The following is a 16476-nucleotide window of genomic DNA, read 5'->3' as shown; positions in this document are numbered from 1 at the left end:
GTCCCGGGCCCGCCGGGCGCGGAGTCAGTCAGCCGCGCCGTGCAACGATTTCAGGCCCGTCGCGACGGCGAACGCGTTCAGCGCCGCGACCAGGCTGGAGTCCGTCCAGTCTGCGCCCAGCGCCCGCGTCTCCTGCACATACACGTCCCGGATCCGCCGCGGCTTGTAGCCGGAGACGTCGGCCGCCATGAACGCCAGCGTGACCAGGTCGGGGATGCCCGTCAGGTCGGGCCGCAGCGTCTCGCCGTCGACGATGACCAGCCGCCCGTCGATGCGGCGCCGCACGTGCTCGGCTTTCAGGTCGAGATTCCCGATGGGGACGTGCGCCTCACCGTGCGCGTCCTGGACGAGCCGCAGCAGCCACCGCCAGTCGTCGGGCTGCGGCACCCACTCCGGCGGCGGCCCGTCCAGCATGACGTCCATGCGCCACTGCGCGGCGGTGCCGGCGACGTCGTCGTGCCAAAACGCGGGCGCGGTGTGCACCCGCGCGACGACGCGGACCAGCTCGTCGAACATCGACCCGTGGGACAGGTCGACCGTGCCGCGGATGTAGGGGACCAGCAGCGTCCGCGACTCGTCGTCGAACGCGACCAGGCGGGGCAACACTTCCGCGTGCTCAAGGAGCTGGTAGGCCAGAACCTCCCCCAGGTACGCGCCTTCGGCTGCGTGCCGTTTGAACACCAGCCGCGGCGGCGTGTCGACGGTGAACACGTGGCTGCGGTACCGGGCCGCCAGACATCTCAGCGTTCCGTAGTGGCCGGGGTAGAAGTGGCGCAGCAGGATGTGCGCCTCGGCGATGGCGTCCTCGGGGCAGGTGGTGAGCGGGTTTGGGAGCCACCCGCCGGGCCGGGCCCTCGCCGCACCGTCCAGCGGCCCGGCGGGTGGCGGCTTCACCGGCCGGCCTTGACCGCGCCGGACGCCTGCAGGCGCATCTGCTTGACGGTCTCGTCGTAGACGCGGGCGGCCAGGTCGGGCCGCTGGTGCTCGCCGTACACGGCGAACAGCGCGTACACCGGGGAGTCGAGCGGGTCGCCGATGTTCCACCCCTGGTAGGAGCCGCCGACGACGTCCCAGATCTGCGCGTGGCCTTCCAGCACCGCGACGTAGTCCTGGTAGTAGATCTCGATGCCGAACGGGTAGCGGGTCATCGCCTCGTCGCGGCTGGTGGAGGTGACGCGCTCGAACGAGGGGCGGGACACGTCCCAGGCGTAGGACTCCACGGAGCCGCGTTTGCCGGGCGGGTCCAGCAGCCGCAGCACCAGCCGTTCGGAGCCGAGCGGCCCCGACAGGTAGTCGTGGATGCCGATGGCCAGCGCGCCCGTGCGGGTGGAGATCAGGTCGGTGGCCAGCCGCTGCAGTTCCTTGGCGACGCGGGAGCGGGCCTGGCCCCACTGCTCACCCGACAGCGGCCCGGTGATGGGCGTCGGCTCCACCGCGACCGGCGCGGCAACGAACGCCTCCAGCTCGGCGAGCTTGGCGGCCTCGGTCTGCTCGTCGATCGTCACCCACGGCACGCGAGAGCAGGCGGCGGGGGCGTCGCCGGCGGGGATGGTGATGCGGTCACCGGGGCGGGGCCCGTGCACCCGGAACAGATGCTGAAGCGCGTTGGCCTGCTCGGCAAGCTTGCGGTGGTCGGCGTACAGGAACGGGCCGTGCGGCGAGCGGGGCGCGGTGAACCCGTTGCCGCACAGCGCCACCTCGGCGACGCCGTCCAGCGGCTTGAGGTAGTCGATCAACAGGCTGTGCAGCACCTCGATGCCGGTGCGGCGCTTGCGGGGCCCGTCGATGCCCGGCAGCAGGTTCGTGTCGGCGCCCAGTGCCCCGTAGGGCACCGTCTGCGAGTTGTTGGACACCACGGCCATGTAGGGGACGGGGCGGCGCTGCGCGGCGATGTCCTCCAGGTACAGGTCGGACACGTCGGCGTCGACGCCGATGAACACCTCCCGGCCGCCGTAGGAACGCACGAGCGGCTGCACGACCCGGTTCTCCCAGAACATGGTGCGGGCCCCGGCCGGGTACAGCGTGATCTCCAGGTCGCCGATGCGGATGGGCTTGGAGTGGTCGACGCGCCGCACCTCGAACCCGAGATGCTCGATGGCGTCGGAGACGACGTGGGGCACGGTGTGGCCGGTGTAGACGGGCACGGTGCGGTCCAGCAGGTCCAGCGACGGCAGGTGCAGGTGGTCGAGATGCTCGTGCGACAGGACGACCGCGGCGGGGGCGGGCATCGCGTCGGTGTCGACCTGGCGGGGCGGCCAGATGCGGAAGTCGAGGGTGCCCGCGCCGAACGCCGGCTTGAGGATGGGGTCCAGCAGCACCGTGGCGTTGCCGGTGGCGATGTGCCAGGTCTGGTGGCCCAGGAACGTCAACTCCAGGTCGGAGGGCATGGGGGTTCCTTTGCGGCTGAAGGATGAGGGAGGGACGACCAAGGGGTGGCGGGGCGGAGCCAAGGGGGTTGGCTCCACCCCGCCGGGGGGTTCCTACCGGTGGTAGGTCTCGGGGGTGGGACGGGGTGGCCTTGCCGCCCCACCTCCCGGGGGGCTGCTACCGGTGGTAGGAGGTGGGGGCGACGGCGGTCGCGCCGGTGCCGGCGAACGCCGCCACCCGGTCCTGGAGCGCCTTCACGGCGGCGGCGGACGGGGCCTTGGTGGTGCTGGTCGTGACGCTCATCTGTCCTCCAGATGATGAGTGGAACCCCTCTGGCGGGGCCCTCGCGCCCATAAGGAAAGCCTTGCTTGAGCGCGTCTGGAAGAGGACACGGCGTCGCTTCCATTTCCATGTTTCACTTCGTATTGCTTCAGCCTGGTCACAGCGCGAAGCTTGGGGGTGACACGGGGAGAGGGTGAGGACGATGTCTCGGCCGCGGACTTGCGCCGTAGCTAATCCGGAGCTGGAGGCCGCGATTAAGGGCACCGGCTGCGGCTATGCATCAATCGCCGCGACTATCAACGCGGTGGCGGCCGAGGACGGCACGATGTTGCGGTGCGCCGCCCAGACCCTGGGGAAATGGCTGAACGGCGCGATCCCACTCCCGGCGACGATGGCGTACGCGGTCGAAGCGTTCGCGAGGTTGCTCGACCGTCCCGGTCTGGCGCCTGCGGACCTCGGCTGGCCCCCGAACGTCCCCGCCGCCCCCGAAGACCCGTGGCGCGGGGACCCCGTCGCCTTGCTGACGCGCATTGGACGAGAAGACATGCTTGACCGCCGTACGACCCTCACGGCCGGCCTGTACTCCCTGGCTGCCGCGACGATGCCCGACCGGCTGCGTCGCATGGCCAGCCGGCCCGGCGAGGACCGCCGGGCCGGGGCCTCCGACATTGCCCGCATCCGAGAGACCACCAAGCAGTTCGGGCGGCTCGACGACCTGTACGGCGGCGGCCACGGCCGCGTCGCCGTCGCCGCGTACATCACCCATGAGGTGACGCCGCTGCTGCGCGGCACCACCGGCAAAGCCAGACCAGAGCTGTTCGTCGCCGCGGCCGAGCTTGCGTATCTGGCGGCGTGGATGGCGGCCGACGCCTCACGGGCGGGCACCGCGCAGCAGTACTACGTGCAGGCGGCCCGGCTCGCCGACGAGGCCGGCGACCCGTTGATGCGCGCGTGCGCGCTGCGCGGCCTGGCCGTGCAGGCGGTGGAGCTGGGCCACGACCGGCAGGCCCACGACCTGGCCGAGGCCGCCGCCGAGGGCATCAGCGGCGGGGCGCCGTTGCGGACCCGGGCGTGGATAACGGGGATGCGCGCCGAGACGCTCGCGGCGGCCGACAGAGACCGGAACCGCGCGTTCACGCTGCTGCGTGAGGCGGAGTCGTACCTGGAGAAAGCGGAGTCGCAGAGCGAGAGGTGGCCGGGCAACTACCAGCCCTCCTCGTATCAGCATCAGATGGGGTTGACGCTGGCGCAGCTCGGCGACCTGAAAAGCGCGGAGCAGCATTTCGCGGCGTCGGTGCGGGCGCGGGAACCCGGGGAGCGCCGCAGCCGCGCGCTCATCGGGGCGCGGCTCGCCCATATCCAGGTGCGGCGGCGGCAGCCCGACGAGGCCGCGTACACCTTGCTGGGCATCGCCTCGGATCTGAAAGTGGTCTCCTCAGGCCGGATCGATCTGCTGGTGACGCAGATCCGCGCCGCCTGGCAGCCGTACCGGGGCAACACGCAGGTCCGCAAGGCCGACAAGATGCTGGCGGGGTTGCGGGGCTTGAGCAGCAACCGAACGGAAAACGGCGTTAGCGAGTCGGCTCGGGCGGAGTTACCGCCGTTGGCCGTTCGGATGCGGGTGGAGCGGACCAGCGGGCGAATCTTGTAACGGTTGAGTGACTCTGTGTCGTTCGTGTGTGGGTGTGCCCTACGTTGCGGCGTATGCCGGTTGAGTTCCTGACGGATGATGAGGCGGCGGCCTTCGGCCGGTACGCGGGGACCGTGTCGCAGGGTGATCTGGAGCGGGTGTTCTTCCTCGATGACGAGGACCGCGCCTTGGTGGAGCGTCGTCGCGGCGATCACATGAAGCTCGGGTTCAGCCTGCAGCTGGTGACCGTCCGGTGGCTGGGGACGTTTCTGGAGGATCCCCTTGATGTGCCGGTGGCGGTGCTGGACTTCGTCGCCGAGCAGCTCGTGGTGGCGGACTCCTCGCAGGTGAAGAGGTATACCGAGCGGGCCAAGACGAAGCTGGATCACCAGTGGGAGATCCGGCAGGCGTACGGGCTGATCGAGTTATCGGCGGCTGAGGCGGAGCTGCGGGCGTGGGTGGCGGCCCGGTCGTGGACGACGGGTGATGGTCCGAAGGCGATCTTCAACGACGCGGCGGGGTAGCTGCGGGAGCGGCAGGTGCTGCTTCCGGGGGTGAGCACGCTGGCGCGGCTGGTGGCCCAGGTCCGCGACGACACCACCAAGCGGCTGTGGGGTGTGCTGGAGGGCCTGCTGACGGTGGGGCAGCGGTACGTGCTGGATCAGCTGTTGGAGGTGGCGCCCGGGTCGCGGGTGTCGGATCTGGAACGGTGGCGCAAGGGTCCGGCGCCGCGCGGGTCGGGGCCGACGATGATCAAGGCGTTGGACCAGGTCGCTGAGGTGATGGGGCTGGGTACGGCCGAGCTCGGCGCCGAGGCGCTGGTGCCGCCGCGCCGGTTGGCGGAGCTGGCCAGGTACGGGATGAGCGCGGACGCGTCCCAGCTTCGTCGTCACCCTGACGGCCGCCGGCTGGCGACGCTGCTGGCCACGGTGCGGTTCCTGGAGGCCAAGTCGGTCGATGACACCTTGGAGTTGCTGGACCTGCTGATGGCCACCGAGCTGTTGAACAAGGCGCAGACGGCGGCGAACAAGGAGACGGTCCGCAAGCACCCCAAGCTCGCCAGATCCGCGGCCCGGCTGGCGGTCGCGGTGGAGGCGCTGTTCGACTCCGACGGGTGGGGCGGCGAAGACGAGGAGCCGCGGGTGGCGGAGGTGTGGGAGGCGATCGAGGCGATCGTGTCCCGTGCGGAGCTGCGGGCGGCGCTGGTGGTGGTCAGCGACAGCGTCCCGCCCGCTGATGCGGCCGACCCCGACGACTGGCGGTCTGAGCTGGTCGGCCGGTACACCACGGTGTCGGGGTTCTTGAAGCTGCTGCCCAGGGTGATCGAGTTCGGCGCGAACGCCGAGGGTTCTGCGATCCTCGCGGCGATGAAGGGGCTGCCGGACGTGCTGGCCTACCGCAGCCGGCTGACCGCCCCGCTGATCCCGGCGCGGACGATCGAGCATGGCGTGGTGAACGGGCCGTGGAAGCGGCTGGTGTTCGGTCACCCCGAGCATGAGGGCGGCGCGGTGAACCGGCACGCCTACACCTTCTGCGTGCTGGAGCAGTTCTACCGGGCCCTGAAGCGCCGGGAGATCTACGCCGACGCCTCGACCAAGTGGCGCAACCCGCAGGCCTCGCTGCTGGCCGGCCCGGCGTGGGAGGCGGTCCGGCCAGATGTGCTGACCACCCTGGGCCTGCCCGAGGATCCGGACGCGCTGCTGGCCGAGCACGCCGTGACGCTGGAGGCGGCCTACCGGCACGTCGGCGGCGGCCTGGCGGCCAACACCGAGGTGCGGGTGGACGATGCCGGGAAGATCCACCTCACCGGGGTGAAGGCGGTGGAGGAGCCGCCGTCGCTGGTGGACCTGCGCGACCGGACCACGGCGATGCTGCCGCGGGTCGATCTGCCCGAGGTCATCTTGGAGGTGATGTCGTGGGAGCCGGCGGTGGCGGAGGCGTTCACCGCGGTGTCGGGCGGCCGGTCCCGGCTGGAGGACCTGCCGATCTCGATCGCGGCGTGCCTGGCCGCGCATTCGATGAACGTCGGGTACCGGCCGATCGCCAAGCAGGGTGTGCCCGCGCTGGAGCGCTCACGGCTGTCGCACGTGTTCCAGAACTACTTCCGGCCCGAGACTCTCGCCCCGGCCAACCTTCCGCTGGTCGCCCGTCAGGCCAGGCTCGGGCTGGCGCGGGCGTGGGGCGGCGGGATGGTCGCCGCGGTCGACGGGATGCGGTTCATCGTCCCGGTCCCGGCCGCGTTCGCCCGCCCCAACCGCAAGTTCTTCGGATCGCGGCGCGGTATGACCTGGCTGAACGCCATGAACGATCAAGGGATCGGGCGGGGCGCGAAGGTCGTGTCCGGGACGATCCGCGACTCCCTGCACATGGTCGACGTCATCTTCGGCCTGGACGGCGGGGAACTGCCCGAGATCGTGGTCACCGACACCGGCTCCTACTCCGACGTGGTCTTCGGGCTGCTGGAACTGCTGGGCATCTCCTACCGGCCCGCGCTGGCCGACCTGCCCGATCAGAAGGGCTGGCGGATCAACGCCGACGCCGACTACGGGCCGCTGAACACCTTCGCCCGCGGCAAGATCGACCTGCGGAAGGTGCGGCGGAACTGGGAGGACATGCTGCGGGTGGTCGCCTCGATCTACACCGGCACCGTCCGCGCCTACGACGTGGTCACCATGCTGCAGCGCGACGGTCACCCCACGGCGCTCGGCGAGGCCTTCGCCGCCTACGGCCGGATCTTCAAGTCGCTGCACATCCTGGCCTACATCGACACCGACGAGACCTACCGGCGCGACATCAAGCACGTCCGCAACCTGCAGGAGGGCCGGCACGCCCTGGCCCGCAAGATCTGCCACGGCAAGAAGGGCGAGCTGTACCACCGCTATGAGCGGGGCCTGGAGAACCAGCTCGGCGTCCTCGGGCTGGTCTTGAACTGCGTCGTGCTGTGGACCACCGTCTACCTCGACGCGGCCGTCCGGCAGCTCAAGGCGCAGGGCTACCCGGTCCGTGACGAGGACATGGCCCGGCTCTCGCCGTTCGTGAACCGGCACCTGGGTGTCCACGGCGCCTACAGTTTCGTGCTGCCCGAGCTGGCGCCCGGCGCGATCCGTGACCTGCGCGACCCCGACGCCGCCGAGGACGACGACGAGCTGTGACACCTGGCGGGCGCCGGGACCGCATCGCGGCAGGTCAGGTGGCCGGACGGATCAGGTCGTGGGGCCGGTCACGAGCTCGATCTCGATGGCCAGCACCCCCAGGGCCTCCTTCTCGGGGCCGTAGATGCGGCGGATGTTGGCGAGTTGCTGGTCGCGGGGGCTGGCCGGGTTGACCTTGTCCGGGCCCTCGGTGTCCAGGAGTTCCTCGAAGGAGCCGTACCGGGCGACGCGCTTGACGCGGGTGAGGGCGTCGTCGCGTCCGCAGACGAAGCGGATGTAGTCGCCGGCGGCCAGGCGCCGCAGGTTGGGGTACTGCACCCGGACCTCGATCGTTTTCGTTCCTGCGGCGACGAGGTCGAAGTAGCGGCGGTAGAGGTTCATCTCGCGGGCCCGCAGGCCCGGTGTGGTGGCGGTCGGGCGTGCGGCCATGAGCTTGTCCAGTTCGGCAGTGGTGTAGGAGCGGTAGAAGTGCTTGGGGTCGGCGAGCATCCTGCCGACCAGCCAGACGAGGGCGTCGACGTAGGAGTCGGTGTCGCCCTCCCACGCGGTGACGTCCAGCATCCACGGGCGCGCGCCGGGCGGCGGGGCGACCTTACCCTCGCGGATCAGCGATTTCGACAGTTTCGCGCCGGTGTCGGTGAGCACCATCGGAGTGAAGACCCGGGGCGGCGGGGTCAGGCTGGGGAGCTGGGCGAAGGCCTCGTCGACGAGCTGGCAGCCGAACGCCCAGTCGCCGCCCTTGACCATCACCGACAAGGTGACGTGGTCGCGGGCGGCCAGGCGTTCCTTGACCAGGTTGCGGTACAGGGTGGCCAGGTCCAGGTAGGTGGTGGTGTCGGCGGTGACCGCCACCTCGTAGGGCCCGTGGTCGGTGCACACCGCGGCGAAGTCCGCGCCGCCGGACCCGGTGCGCAGCAGCTCGGTGCGCTCGGCGCGTTTCTCCGCCCACCCGCACTGCGGGCAGGGGAACCGCAGGTGGACCTGCCCGTGGGAGGGGGCCAGCGGCCAGCGGATCTGGTCGAGCCGCCCCAGGGTGGCCAGGAACTCGTGCCGGAACTCCGGGCTGGCCTGCTGGCTGGTGTAGGTCTCGACCTCGTAGTCGACGCCGGTGGCGTCGGCCAGGGAGTCGAACATGCTCCGGTAGTACTTGGCGACCAGGTCCTCGATCCGTTCAGCGCCGAGCGCGTGGAAGTAGGTCTGCTGGTAGGCGTGGTGGGTCTCGGGGTCGAGCTGCACGTCGTAGGGGGCGTTGTCCAGGGCGCCGAACCGGACCACGGTGTCGACGCCGAACGCGCGTTTGGTCTGCTTGGCCAGCAGGAACGCCGCCGTCTGCACCAGCGAGGTGCCCAGGTGCGGGGCGCCGTTGATCTGGGTGCCGACGCAGAACGCGACCCGGTCGGGGCCCATCGCCTGCAGGCGGGGCCGGACCATGTCCACCGAGCGGAGCATCGCGTTGGCCAGTACGTTGTTGGGGCTGATGATCTCCACGCTGTCGCCGTTCACGGGATGCCTCCCGGTCAGAGGGTGGGGATGGGGAGCTGGGCGAGGATGAACTCCACCCGGCGGGCGGCCTCGTCGGCCGGGACGAAGATGGGCCGGTAGCCGGCGTCGTAGTAGCCCTGGATGATCAGCTCGTGGACGCGGCGGATCTCGCGTTCCTTGGCCCACACCAGGTCGTCCTCGGAGTCGAAGTCGTGCAGCGCGTCCAGGACGAACACCGCGTCGTAGCGGTAGACGCGGGAGGCCTCCTCGAGTTCGGGGTAGGGGCCGAGGCCGAAGAAGGCGTCCCACCCGTACCCGTCGGGGATGCCCCGGTTGTAGAACCGCAGCCCGAAGGTGTGGTCGCAGTACTCGGCGACGAACGCCTCCAGGACGTCGCGGGAGTAGGCGCGGCGGTCGCCGACCTGCAGGTGGCGGCCGAGCCGGTCGCGGTGCCTGCGGTAGATCTCCCGCGCGAACTCGCCCTCACTGGCCGGGATGCCCCGGGCGTGCAGCTCGGCGAACACGCCCTCCTTGCCCGAGGACGGGCCGCCGGTGATGACGTAGCGGCGGGGCGGGGTGGACGGGTCGAGAAGCTGTTCCAGACTCATGAGCCTTCTTCTTCCTGGTCGGGGCCGGTCCCCTCGGGGGTACGGCCGGTGAGCGCCGCCCGCCAGGACTTGGCGAGCTCGCGGCCGCCGCGGGCGGCGGTCAGGGCGGTGGCGAAGCCGGGCAGGCCCGCCTCGGGGTCGGCGAGCTCGGCCAGGAGCAGCTCCTGGGCGGGCGTCAGCTCCGGGGTCCAGCCGGCCGACGCGGCGATCTCGTCGGGTCCGGGGGCCGGGCCGGGGTCGGCGGCAGTGTGCAGGAGGACCTGGCCGTAGTCGGCGGCAGTGTGCAGGAGGACCTGGCCGTAGGCGGCCCGGTAGGAGGCGGCGGCGTGCAGGACCAGCGCGTGCCGCCACAGCGCCCTCTCGGCCGCCGCATCGAGCGCGAGCCGGTCGGCGTCCATGCTGACCAGCGCGGCGACCGCGAGGAGTTCGGCGCGCAGCAGGTACACCGCGCCCCACAGGGCCGCCAGCGCCTGCTGATGCTCGACGGCCTCCCAGGCGAACACATCGGCGGGAAGCACCAGCGGCCGGCGGGCGGGATGCAGGACGGGCGCGACCAGAACCGACGCGTCGCCGGCGCGGCCGAGCTGCCCGGTGAGCAGGTCCCAGATCTTCGGTTCGATCCGCTTGCGGAAGTGGTGCACCTCGTACCCGCTGGCCTGGGCCGCCGCCTGGCGGCGCACGGTCAGCCTCGCGCCCGCGGTCGCCGGATCGGTGCCCAGCAGCAGCCGGGCCGCGGGCGCGAGCTCGTGGTTCAGCCGGTCCAGCTCTTCGCGCAGCGCCAACTCCAGTGCGCGGGCGAGGCTGGCGCGGTCTGCGGGGTCCACGGCCCGGGCGCGGACGGCGGGCAGGGCCAGCAGATGCGGGCCCGCCCGGTCGGCGCGGACCGGCAGCCCGTACCGCACCAGCGCCCGCATCTCCTCGGCCAACTCCAGCAGCGGGCTCTCCTGATCACGGACGGACGTCTCGGAAGGGGCCATGACCCCAGTCTCTCACGGCGTGCCCAGAAAATACCCACTTCCATGCCCACCGATTACCCAGAGGCTAATCGGTGGCGGGGGCGGAATCGGTCGTCTGCGCCCCCGCCGCCGATCCAATGAGAACCCCGCGCCCGACCTGCCGAAACCCCGAGCCGATCCAATCAGATCCGATCCCCGCTTCCGCCCCTCCTTTTCGCCCCCTAACATGGCCGCCAGAGCCCGCCGGACGACCTCCCGGGCCACCGCGGGAAGGGAAACCGATCGGGCATGGCCGACCGCGTCTACCTGCGGCACTCCACCGACAAGCAGACCGATGCCCGCCAGCGGCACGCCCTGGCCGCGCTCCTGGCCTCCGGCGCCCCCGTCTACGACGACCCCGCCACCTCCAGCCGCCGGCTCTCCCTGGACCGTGCCGGGTTCACCAAGCTGCTGCACGAGGCCGCCGTCGGCGACACCATCCGCATCGCCGATGCTGCCCGCCTGTTCCGCTCGGTCGCCGACATCCTCGCCCTGCGGCCCGTCCTCATCCGCCGCGGCCTGCACCTGCGGGTGGAGTCGGGGCTGCTGTCGGGGATCGACCTGGCCGCCGACGACCCCGGCACCAAGATGATGGTCAACGTGCTGGCCTCGGTGCTGGAGTTCCAGCGCGACATGATCAGCGAGAACACCCGCCAGGGCGTCGCCGCCGCCGAGGCCTCCGGCAAGACCCTCGGCCGCCCGACCGCCCTCGATGACGCCGCGGCCGCCGACGTCGTCACCGCCTACTCCCAGGGGACCGCCGTCAAGGCCCTGGCCCGCCGGCACCACGTCGCGCCCAAGACCATCCGGCGCGTCCTGGACGCCGCCGGCGCCCGCCAACTCCCCGAACACCTCGACGCCCCCGAGCCCGCCGAACCGCCCGGCCCCGTTGCCGACGCCCCGGTCACGCTCGACCTGCCCGGCCTACTCGCCGACCACCTCCACGCCGCCGGCGACGACACCATCCGCCAGGCGATCGCGGCCGGGCGGACCATCCGCCGCGGCCAAGGCCACTCGGTCCGCCTCACCGCCCCGCTGACCCTCCACCTCGCCGCGCTGCACCAGAGCGCCGCCCTGGCCGCCGAGGGCGCCGCGCCGGCCGAACGCAAGGCCCACCGGGTGTACGCCACGCGCCTCCAAACCGCCGAACAACAGCCACCACCAGGCCGCTGACCAGCACACCACCCATCAGCCCCCCACCATGAGGACGTGCCCATGAGCACTGCAGGCGAGCGGTTCACCAACCTCGATGCCGATGAACTGGACGCGCTCATCGGGTCCCCCGCCCAGCGATACGACGAGATCAACGAGCTGTGGGAAACCCTCCTGTTCGCCGAAGGCGACCCCATGATGGCCAAGGCCGAGGTCGTCCTCACCGCGATGAAAGCGCTGATCATCTACACCGTGCTCCCCGACTCGGCCGCGGCGGCCGCCGACGCCACCCTGCACCTGAACCGCCTGTTCGAGCACGAGGGCGAGCTCGGAGACCAGCGCCTCCGCCAACACCAACGCCAAGGCGGAATCGGAGCCTCCCTGGCACACCTGTGGAACTCCTACCTGGACCTGCTGGAAGACCCCTCGATCCCCCGAAAGAAATAGCCTCCCACGCCACCCGCACCGCACCCGGCCGACCGCCGACACCGCCAGCCCCGCCGAACGGAAAGCCCACAGGGTCCACGCCACCCGCATCCGAACGGCCAACGGCGGTAACTCCGCCTGAGCCGGCTCGCTAACGCCGTTTTCCGTTCGGTTGCTGCTCAAGCCCCGAATCCCGCTGGTCTGCCGGCCCAAACCGCCCGGCCGCCCGCTGGACCAGCGCATCGCAGTACTACGACGTCATGTCCTGGACGCTGAATTCGATGCGTCCGGGAGTTCGAACCAAACGCTCTTGCCGACGAGGCCGCTACTGAGCAGGCGAGTTGGACGAACGCCGCATTTGCCGTGAGTAAATGCTGCGACGATCCCGAGTCCGAGTCCTCCCTCCGAGAGGCCCGCAACGGTCCCCTCGGGATCGACGACGTCACCATCGTGAGCGTCGCCGTCCGCAACGATCAGGTTGTCGGTACTGGTGGAGCTGATGGCCTCGGCGAGACGGCCAGCGATCAGTTCGATCTCGTTGCCGGCATCGGCGACTTCGCAGAGCACCGGGGCACCCGCGTTCCTGACCACCCGAAACTCACACTCACCATCGGTGTGGACCATGGCGTTGGTGCCCAGCTCGCTGACTACCGTCTCCAGCTCCCTCATGGTCACGTCATCCAAGTGGCGGCTTACTTCGCCGCGCCACAGCCTGCGAAGGTAGGAGGTCCCGATGCCACGCTCTAGCGGCCAGACAGTGATGGTCACCGTCGAGCTCTCTCCGAGGATCTCCAGGCGCTCGATCTCGCCGCGGCCGGTGTTTGCTCCTGTAGTGCAGTTCCTGGTGGATTGCGTTGGGACCGGGCCGATCCGCTGGTCCATGGATGCTCCCTGAGGTCATAGCTGGGCGACCCGGATACGTTTGGGCTCCCAGCCGGCACCAACCATCGCGCCGCTTCCGTTCGCCAATCCGGGGCTCGACGCTCGCTGCAGGCGGGCCGTCACGTCCCTCTAGCCAAACCGCTTGAGGGCCCGGTGTGGGAGTGTGCACAACGGGTGCAGTGACTGGCTGGTGGGTGCACAAGGGGATTCTGGACGGCAGGCGAGAAGCCCGGCTGGAACACTGGACTCCTCCGGGACATCCCGGAGGGGCTCGGTTGTGAAGGTGGGGTCGGTTGGTGCCAGCGGATAGGGAAGCGGTTCCGTTCACCGCAGAGTCGGCCCTCGAGGCCATCATCGAAGTATGTCGGACGGCAGGGGTCAATCCTGGCGGAGCAGTGCTGCTGGGACCTGTCGCTGACAACGCGGTGTTCCGGATTCCCGCGGCTCGGCTCGTGGTGCGTGTTGCCTCGTCTGTGGGTGCCCTGCCTCGGGTGGAGCGGGAGCTACGGGTGGCCCGGTGGCTGGCTTCGCAGGGCTTCTCGGCGGTCCGGCCAGCGGAAGCCGTCGAGCAGCCTGTGGTGGACCGGGAGAGGGTGATCACGTTCTGGGAGGAGATCGAAGATCCTCGCCAGGCGACCCCAGCCGAGATGGGGGCGTTGCTCCGTCGCCTGCACGCCCTGCCGGCTCCGCCCGCTGGGCTGGTGGAGCCGTTGGAGCCCTTTGTCCGACAACGCTCGCACATCAATTCCGCTACCGGCATCGACGCCGAAGACAGAGATTTCTTGCGGGACGTACTGGTACGCCTGCAAGCAGCCTATGCCGACCTTGAGTTCGCTCTGCCAACAGCTGTTATTCACGGTGATCCACACCGCAAGAACATCGTGGTTGGTGGCGATGGGATTCCGGTGCTATTGGATTTGGAACGCTTTAGTTTGGGGCCGCCCGAGTGGGACCTGACGGTTCCAGCGGTCTATCGGAATGTGGGATGGTACGACGACGCCGAGTACGCAGCGTTCACCGACGCCTACGGCCTCGATGTAACCGGCTGGGAGGGGTTCACGACGCTGGCGGCGATCCGGGAGTTGCGGATGACCGCGTGGCTAGCAGCCCGTACCGGGCGAGAGCCTCGCCTGATCGGCGAAGCACAGCGGCGCATCGCCTCGCTGCGCGACCCCACGGCTCCCCGGCGCTGGACACCCGGAACCTGACCTGTTCAGGCGGCGTTCACGATTGCTTTGAGACGTTCTCTAAAGTCGACCACCGTGCTGTCGTCGGCGTAAGGATCCAAATACCGGTCGAAGGTGCTGATGTAGCTCCGGATCCGCACCGACTTGAGTTGGTTGACCCAGGGAAGGGCCTCGGTAGCGATCGCTACAGCTCGTTCGAGATCGCGGTGCTGCGTGCGGTGGACGTTGAGGTAGGAGCCAGCCAGGGTGAAGCGGCAGAAGGCACGGCTACGAGGGTAGGCGTCGCCGGATGCCCTCAACGACTGCGAGGCGTGGCGGATGGCTTGTGGTGCCTGACGGAGGGCGTGGAAACAGTGGCCAAACTCGTCGTGGAATTCGGCCAGATCAAAGTAGGCGATCCAGTCGGGGTCCTCGTCGGGGCACCGTCGGGCGAATGCCTTCTCGGCTTCGGTGAGTGCGCGGAGGCAAGCGCGGACGTCGCCGAGGTTGGCTAGGGCCCGGGCTTCCATGGCGCAGTACATTGCGTGGACCGTTGGGGTGGCGTGTCCGGTGCCGCCGAGCTTGGCAGCTCTGGCGAGGTCGACGGCCTCGGCGTATTCGCCAAGGAAATTGGCCTGGTGGCTCATCAGCGCCAGGACCTTGCCGCCCAAGGCCCGATCCCCAGCGCTATGCGCGAGGTTGAGAGCCTGAATGAAGTAGCGGCGGGCCAGCCCGTGGCAGCCGATGTCGTAGGCCATTGCCCCGGTCTTGTAGGTGAACTGAGAGGCAACGCCGAACAACTGGCGACCGACGGCCTCGGTGTAGTTGCCGCGCAGCAGCGGAGTGACCTGGCTATGAAGGTACTGGACGGCTGCGGTTCGAGCGTGGCCGCCGCCGAACTGGTGGTCGAGGTCTTCGAACATGTGCACGGTCGTGCGGACCGCCTCGACATCACTGCGGCCGACCGTGAGGGTCCGCCCGGTCCGGTTGAGCGGGTCAGCCGGCGGGGCGATCAGCCAACGCGCCATGGGAGTGGTGAGCATTGCAGCGCTAACAGTTGCATGGCGGAGGAACTCCGCCCGCTTCAGATCCTCACTCCACAGCGCGTGAGTTGTCCGCAGTGCAGCCGTGGAATCGGCGGTGAAGTCCAAGCCCAGGGTAAGGGGCGGACCGCCGGGGTTGGCCATGCCAATGTCGGCGAGAGTGAGAGGGCGGCCCAAACAGCGGCCCAGCACGACGGCGATGAGTTCGGGCTTGATCCCACGGGGAATCATGCCCGATCGCCATCGGGCCACATCTACGTGCGTGCAGCGGACATCCTGGCCGCGCGTGCGTCCAAGATCCCGGACGGCCTTGGCCAGGGCCTTGTTGGAGATCCCGGCCTCCCGCATGACGGTGACCAGGTCGTGGTTCGGTTCCCTGTCCATGGCGCTCAGTTCCCTATCACCGGTATCCCTGCGACCTGGTGCCGAGCGTAGCCATTCGGCCACGTCAACGGGAGTGGAGCCAGCGATTCGGTAGTGCGAGTGTGCACCCCTTTTGCACCCACCTGTCGTGCAGTGCACCCGTTGTGAACACTCCCGCGCTCGTCCCCGAACGGTTTGGGTAAAGGACATGACGGCCTCCTTGCCCAGCTGGCGTGCGCCCGGTCGCTCGGCCTGCAGGCGTGCCGACTCCGAGCGCGCACGTCCCGCGCCTCCTGTCCACGGCCGGGCGATCACCCCTTTGAAGGCGGCTCTCGCTTACGCGCGGTGGGGCTGGCCCGTCATGGTGGGGGCCGCGACCCCGGGCTGCTATGCCGCTGGACTGGACAGCATTAGCGGAGTACTGGAACCGACAACCCACCTTGAGCGCATCCATCAATGGTGGAAGAAATGGCCGGAAGCGGGCATCGTCACCCCCGTCGGCGAGGTGTTCGAGGCAATCACATTGCCCATACGGGTGGGCGAGAGGGTTTTGGAAGCGCTGACCGAACGCGGGGCGTGGCTCGGTCCGGTGATGTCCGACGACGGAACCATCAGCCTCCTGATTGAATCCGGACAAACTGGGGCGTGGGCTGACTCGGTAGACGCGAGTCGGGCCGAGCTCGTCCACACCGGACCAGGTCAGCTCATCGTGCTGCCCTCGGGCGGCACGGGGGAGAACGACCACACCCGCTGGGTTGTGCCACCCACTGACGCAAACGTCACCCGCCTGCCCCGTTTTCAAGAACTCAGCCCGATCCTTCTGAACGTCCACAGGGCACAGCAGCGTAAGCGATGGCTCCGGTGACTCTCGCGAACGCTGATTTCCCAACTAAAAGCCACATGAGATTCCTTGGCGCAGCGCCCACGC

General features: G+C 69.8%; 15 protein-coding genes. 7 read left to right on the top strand and 8 right to left on the bottom strand.

Translation table 11 applies throughout. From position 1 onward, the window contains the following. Positions 1-24: 24 nt before the first annotated feature. The 3 genes from J4709_RS28585 to J4709_RS54960 all read right to left on the bottom strand — a co-directional run bounded on the left by J4709_RS28585 (position 25) and on the right by J4709_RS54960 (position 2670). A complete protein-coding gene (locus tag J4709_RS28585; RefSeq protein ID WP_208244907.1) occupies positions 25-894 on the bottom strand; it encodes a hypothetical protein in 870 nt (289 codons plus the stop codon). Further along, the gene (locus tag J4709_RS28580; protein WP_208244906.1) at positions 891-2387 is read right to left on the bottom strand and encodes an MBL fold metallo-hydrolase; all 1497 of its coding nucleotides are present in this window, start codon (positions 2385-2387) and stop codon (positions 891-893) included. The genes J4709_RS28585 and J4709_RS28580 overlap by 4 nt, the downstream gene beginning before the upstream one ends. Before the next feature lie 157 nt (positions 2388-2544). Further along, a complete protein-coding gene (locus J4709_RS54960) occupies positions 2545-2670 on the bottom strand; it encodes a hypothetical protein (protein ID WP_269757441.1) in 126 nt (41 codons plus the stop codon). A gap of 181 nt (positions 2671-2851) precedes the next feature. Between J4709_RS54960 and J4709_RS28575 the strand changes: the two genes are divergently transcribed. From J4709_RS28575 to J4709_RS28565, 3 genes are read left to right on the top strand one after another with little or no spacing between them, the layout of a single operon-like run. Further along, entirely contained in the window at positions 2852-4300 is a 1449-nt protein-coding gene (locus J4709_RS28575) for an NsdA family TPR-like regulatory protein (RefSeq protein ID WP_504740145.1), read from the top strand. Between the two features lie 53 nt (positions 4301-4353). Then, a complete protein-coding gene (locus J4709_RS28570) occupies positions 4354-4803 on the top strand; it encodes a DUF4158 domain-containing protein (protein ID WP_208244904.1) in 450 nt (149 codons plus the stop codon). Next, the gene (locus tag J4709_RS28565; protein WP_269757452.1) at positions 4804-7431 is read left to right on the top strand and encodes a Tn3 family transposase; all 2628 of its coding nucleotides are present in this window, start codon (positions 4804-4806) and stop codon (positions 7429-7431) included. Positions 7432-7482: 51 nt separating this feature from the next. Here the strand turns inward: J4709_RS28565 and J4709_RS55780 are convergent, their stop codons facing one another. The 3 genes from J4709_RS55780 to J4709_RS28550 are packed head-to-tail and all read right to left on the bottom strand — an operon-like array spanning position 7483 to position 10498. Next, positions 7483-8934, bottom strand: coding sequence for an ASCH domain-containing protein (locus J4709_RS55780; protein WP_307801628.1), 1452 nt, complete (start codon positions 8932-8934; stop codon positions 7483-7485). 14 nt (positions 8935-8948) lie between these two features. After that, a complete protein-coding gene (locus J4709_RS28555; RefSeq protein ID WP_208244902.1) occupies positions 8949-9521 on the bottom strand; it encodes an AAA family ATPase in 573 nt (190 codons plus the stop codon). Then, a complete protein-coding gene (locus J4709_RS28550) occupies positions 9518-10498 on the bottom strand; it encodes a serine/threonine-protein kinase (protein ID WP_208244901.1) in 981 nt (326 codons plus the stop codon). The genes J4709_RS28555 and J4709_RS28550 overlap by 4 nt, the downstream gene beginning before the upstream one ends. Positions 10499-10765: 267 nt before the next feature. Here J4709_RS28550 and J4709_RS28545 point away from each other — a divergent pair, with 267 nt between their 5' ends. Then, positions 10766-11689, top strand: a complete 924-nt coding sequence (locus J4709_RS28545) for a recombinase family protein (RefSeq protein ID WP_208244900.1) — start codon at positions 10766-10768, stop codon at positions 11687-11689. Positions 11690-11731: 42 nt separating this feature from the next. Beyond that, on the top strand, positions 11732-12115 hold the full coding sequence (locus J4709_RS28540; protein WP_208244899.1) for a hypothetical protein: 384 nt from the start codon (positions 11732-11734) through the stop codon (positions 12113-12115). A gap of 237 nt (positions 12116-12352) precedes the next feature. On the opposite strand, the gene J4709_RS28535 is transcribed toward J4709_RS28540, so the two are convergent. Beyond that, positions 12353-12976, bottom strand: coding sequence for a hypothetical protein (locus J4709_RS28535; protein WP_208244898.1), 624 nt, complete (start codon positions 12974-12976; stop codon positions 12353-12355). A gap of 296 nt (positions 12977-13272) precedes the next feature. Between J4709_RS28535 and J4709_RS28530 the strand changes: the two genes are divergently transcribed. Then, a complete protein-coding gene (locus J4709_RS28530) occupies positions 13273-14184 on the top strand; it encodes a phosphotransferase enzyme family protein (RefSeq protein WP_307801643.1) in 912 nt (303 codons plus the stop codon). A 5-nt stretch (positions 14185-14189) separates the two neighbouring features. On the opposite strand, the gene J4709_RS28525 is transcribed toward J4709_RS28530, so the two are convergent. After that, the gene (locus J4709_RS28525) at positions 14190-15569 is read right to left on the bottom strand and encodes an NsdA family TPR-like regulatory protein (protein ID WP_208244896.1); all 1380 of its coding nucleotides are present in this window, start codon (positions 15567-15569) and stop codon (positions 14190-14192) included. A gap of 187 nt (positions 15570-15756) precedes the next feature. Here J4709_RS28525 and J4709_RS28520 point away from each other — a divergent pair, with 187 nt between their 5' ends. Next, complete coding sequence (locus tag J4709_RS28520; RefSeq protein WP_269757440.1) at positions 15757-16413, top strand: bifunctional DNA primase/polymerase; 657 nt, start codon at positions 15757-15759, stop codon at positions 16411-16413. Positions 16414-16476: the final 63 nt, after the last annotated feature.

This window comes from Actinomadura violacea, from assembly GCF_017573465.1.
GTDB lineage: Bacteria > Actinomycetota > Actinomycetes > Streptosporangiales > Streptosporangiaceae > Spirillospora > Spirillospora violacea.
The sequence above is the reverse complement of the archived record's forward strand: the minus strand, read 5'-3'. Positions and strand labels throughout refer to the sequence as shown.

Coding starts and splice junctions, on each gene's coding strand:
- J4709_RS28580 (WP_208244906.1), bottom strand. CDS start 2,387: ATGCCCTCCGACCTGGAGTTGACGTTCCTGGGCCACCAGACCTGGCAC.
- J4709_RS54960 (WP_269757441.1), bottom strand. CDS start 2,670: ATGAGCGTCACGACCAGCACCACCAAGGCCCCGTCCGCCGCCGCCGTG.
- J4709_RS28575 (WP_504740145.1), top strand. CDS start 2,852: ATGTCTCGGCCGCGGACTTGCGCCGTAGCTAATCCGGAGCTGGAGGCC.
- J4709_RS28570 (WP_208244904.1), top strand. CDS start 4,354: ATGCCGGTTGAGTTCCTGACGGATGATGAGGCGGCGGCCTTCGGCCGG.
- J4709_RS28555 (WP_208244902.1), bottom strand. CDS start 9,521: ATGAGTCTGGAACAGCTTCTCGACCCGTCCACCCCGCCCCGCCGCTAC.
- J4709_RS28550 (WP_208244901.1), bottom strand. CDS start 10,498: ATGGCCCCTTCCGAGACGTCCGTCCGTGATCAGGAGAGCCCGCTGCTG.
- J4709_RS28545 (WP_208244900.1), top strand. CDS start 10,766: ATGGCCGACCGCGTCTACCTGCGGCACTCCACCGACAAGCAGACCGAT.
- J4709_RS28540 (WP_208244899.1), top strand. CDS start 11,732: ATGAGCACTGCAGGCGAGCGGTTCACCAACCTCGATGCCGATGAACTG.
- J4709_RS28535 (WP_208244898.1), bottom strand. CDS start 12,976: ATGGACCAGCGGATCGGCCCGGTCCCAACGCAATCCACCAGGAACTGC.
- J4709_RS28525 (WP_208244896.1), bottom strand. CDS start 15,569: ATGGACAGGGAACCGAACCACGACCTGGTCACCGTCATGCGGGAGGCC.
- J4709_RS28520 (WP_269757440.1), top strand. CDS start 15,757: ATGACGGCCTCCTTGCCCAGCTGGCGTGCGCCCGGTCGCTCGGCCTGC.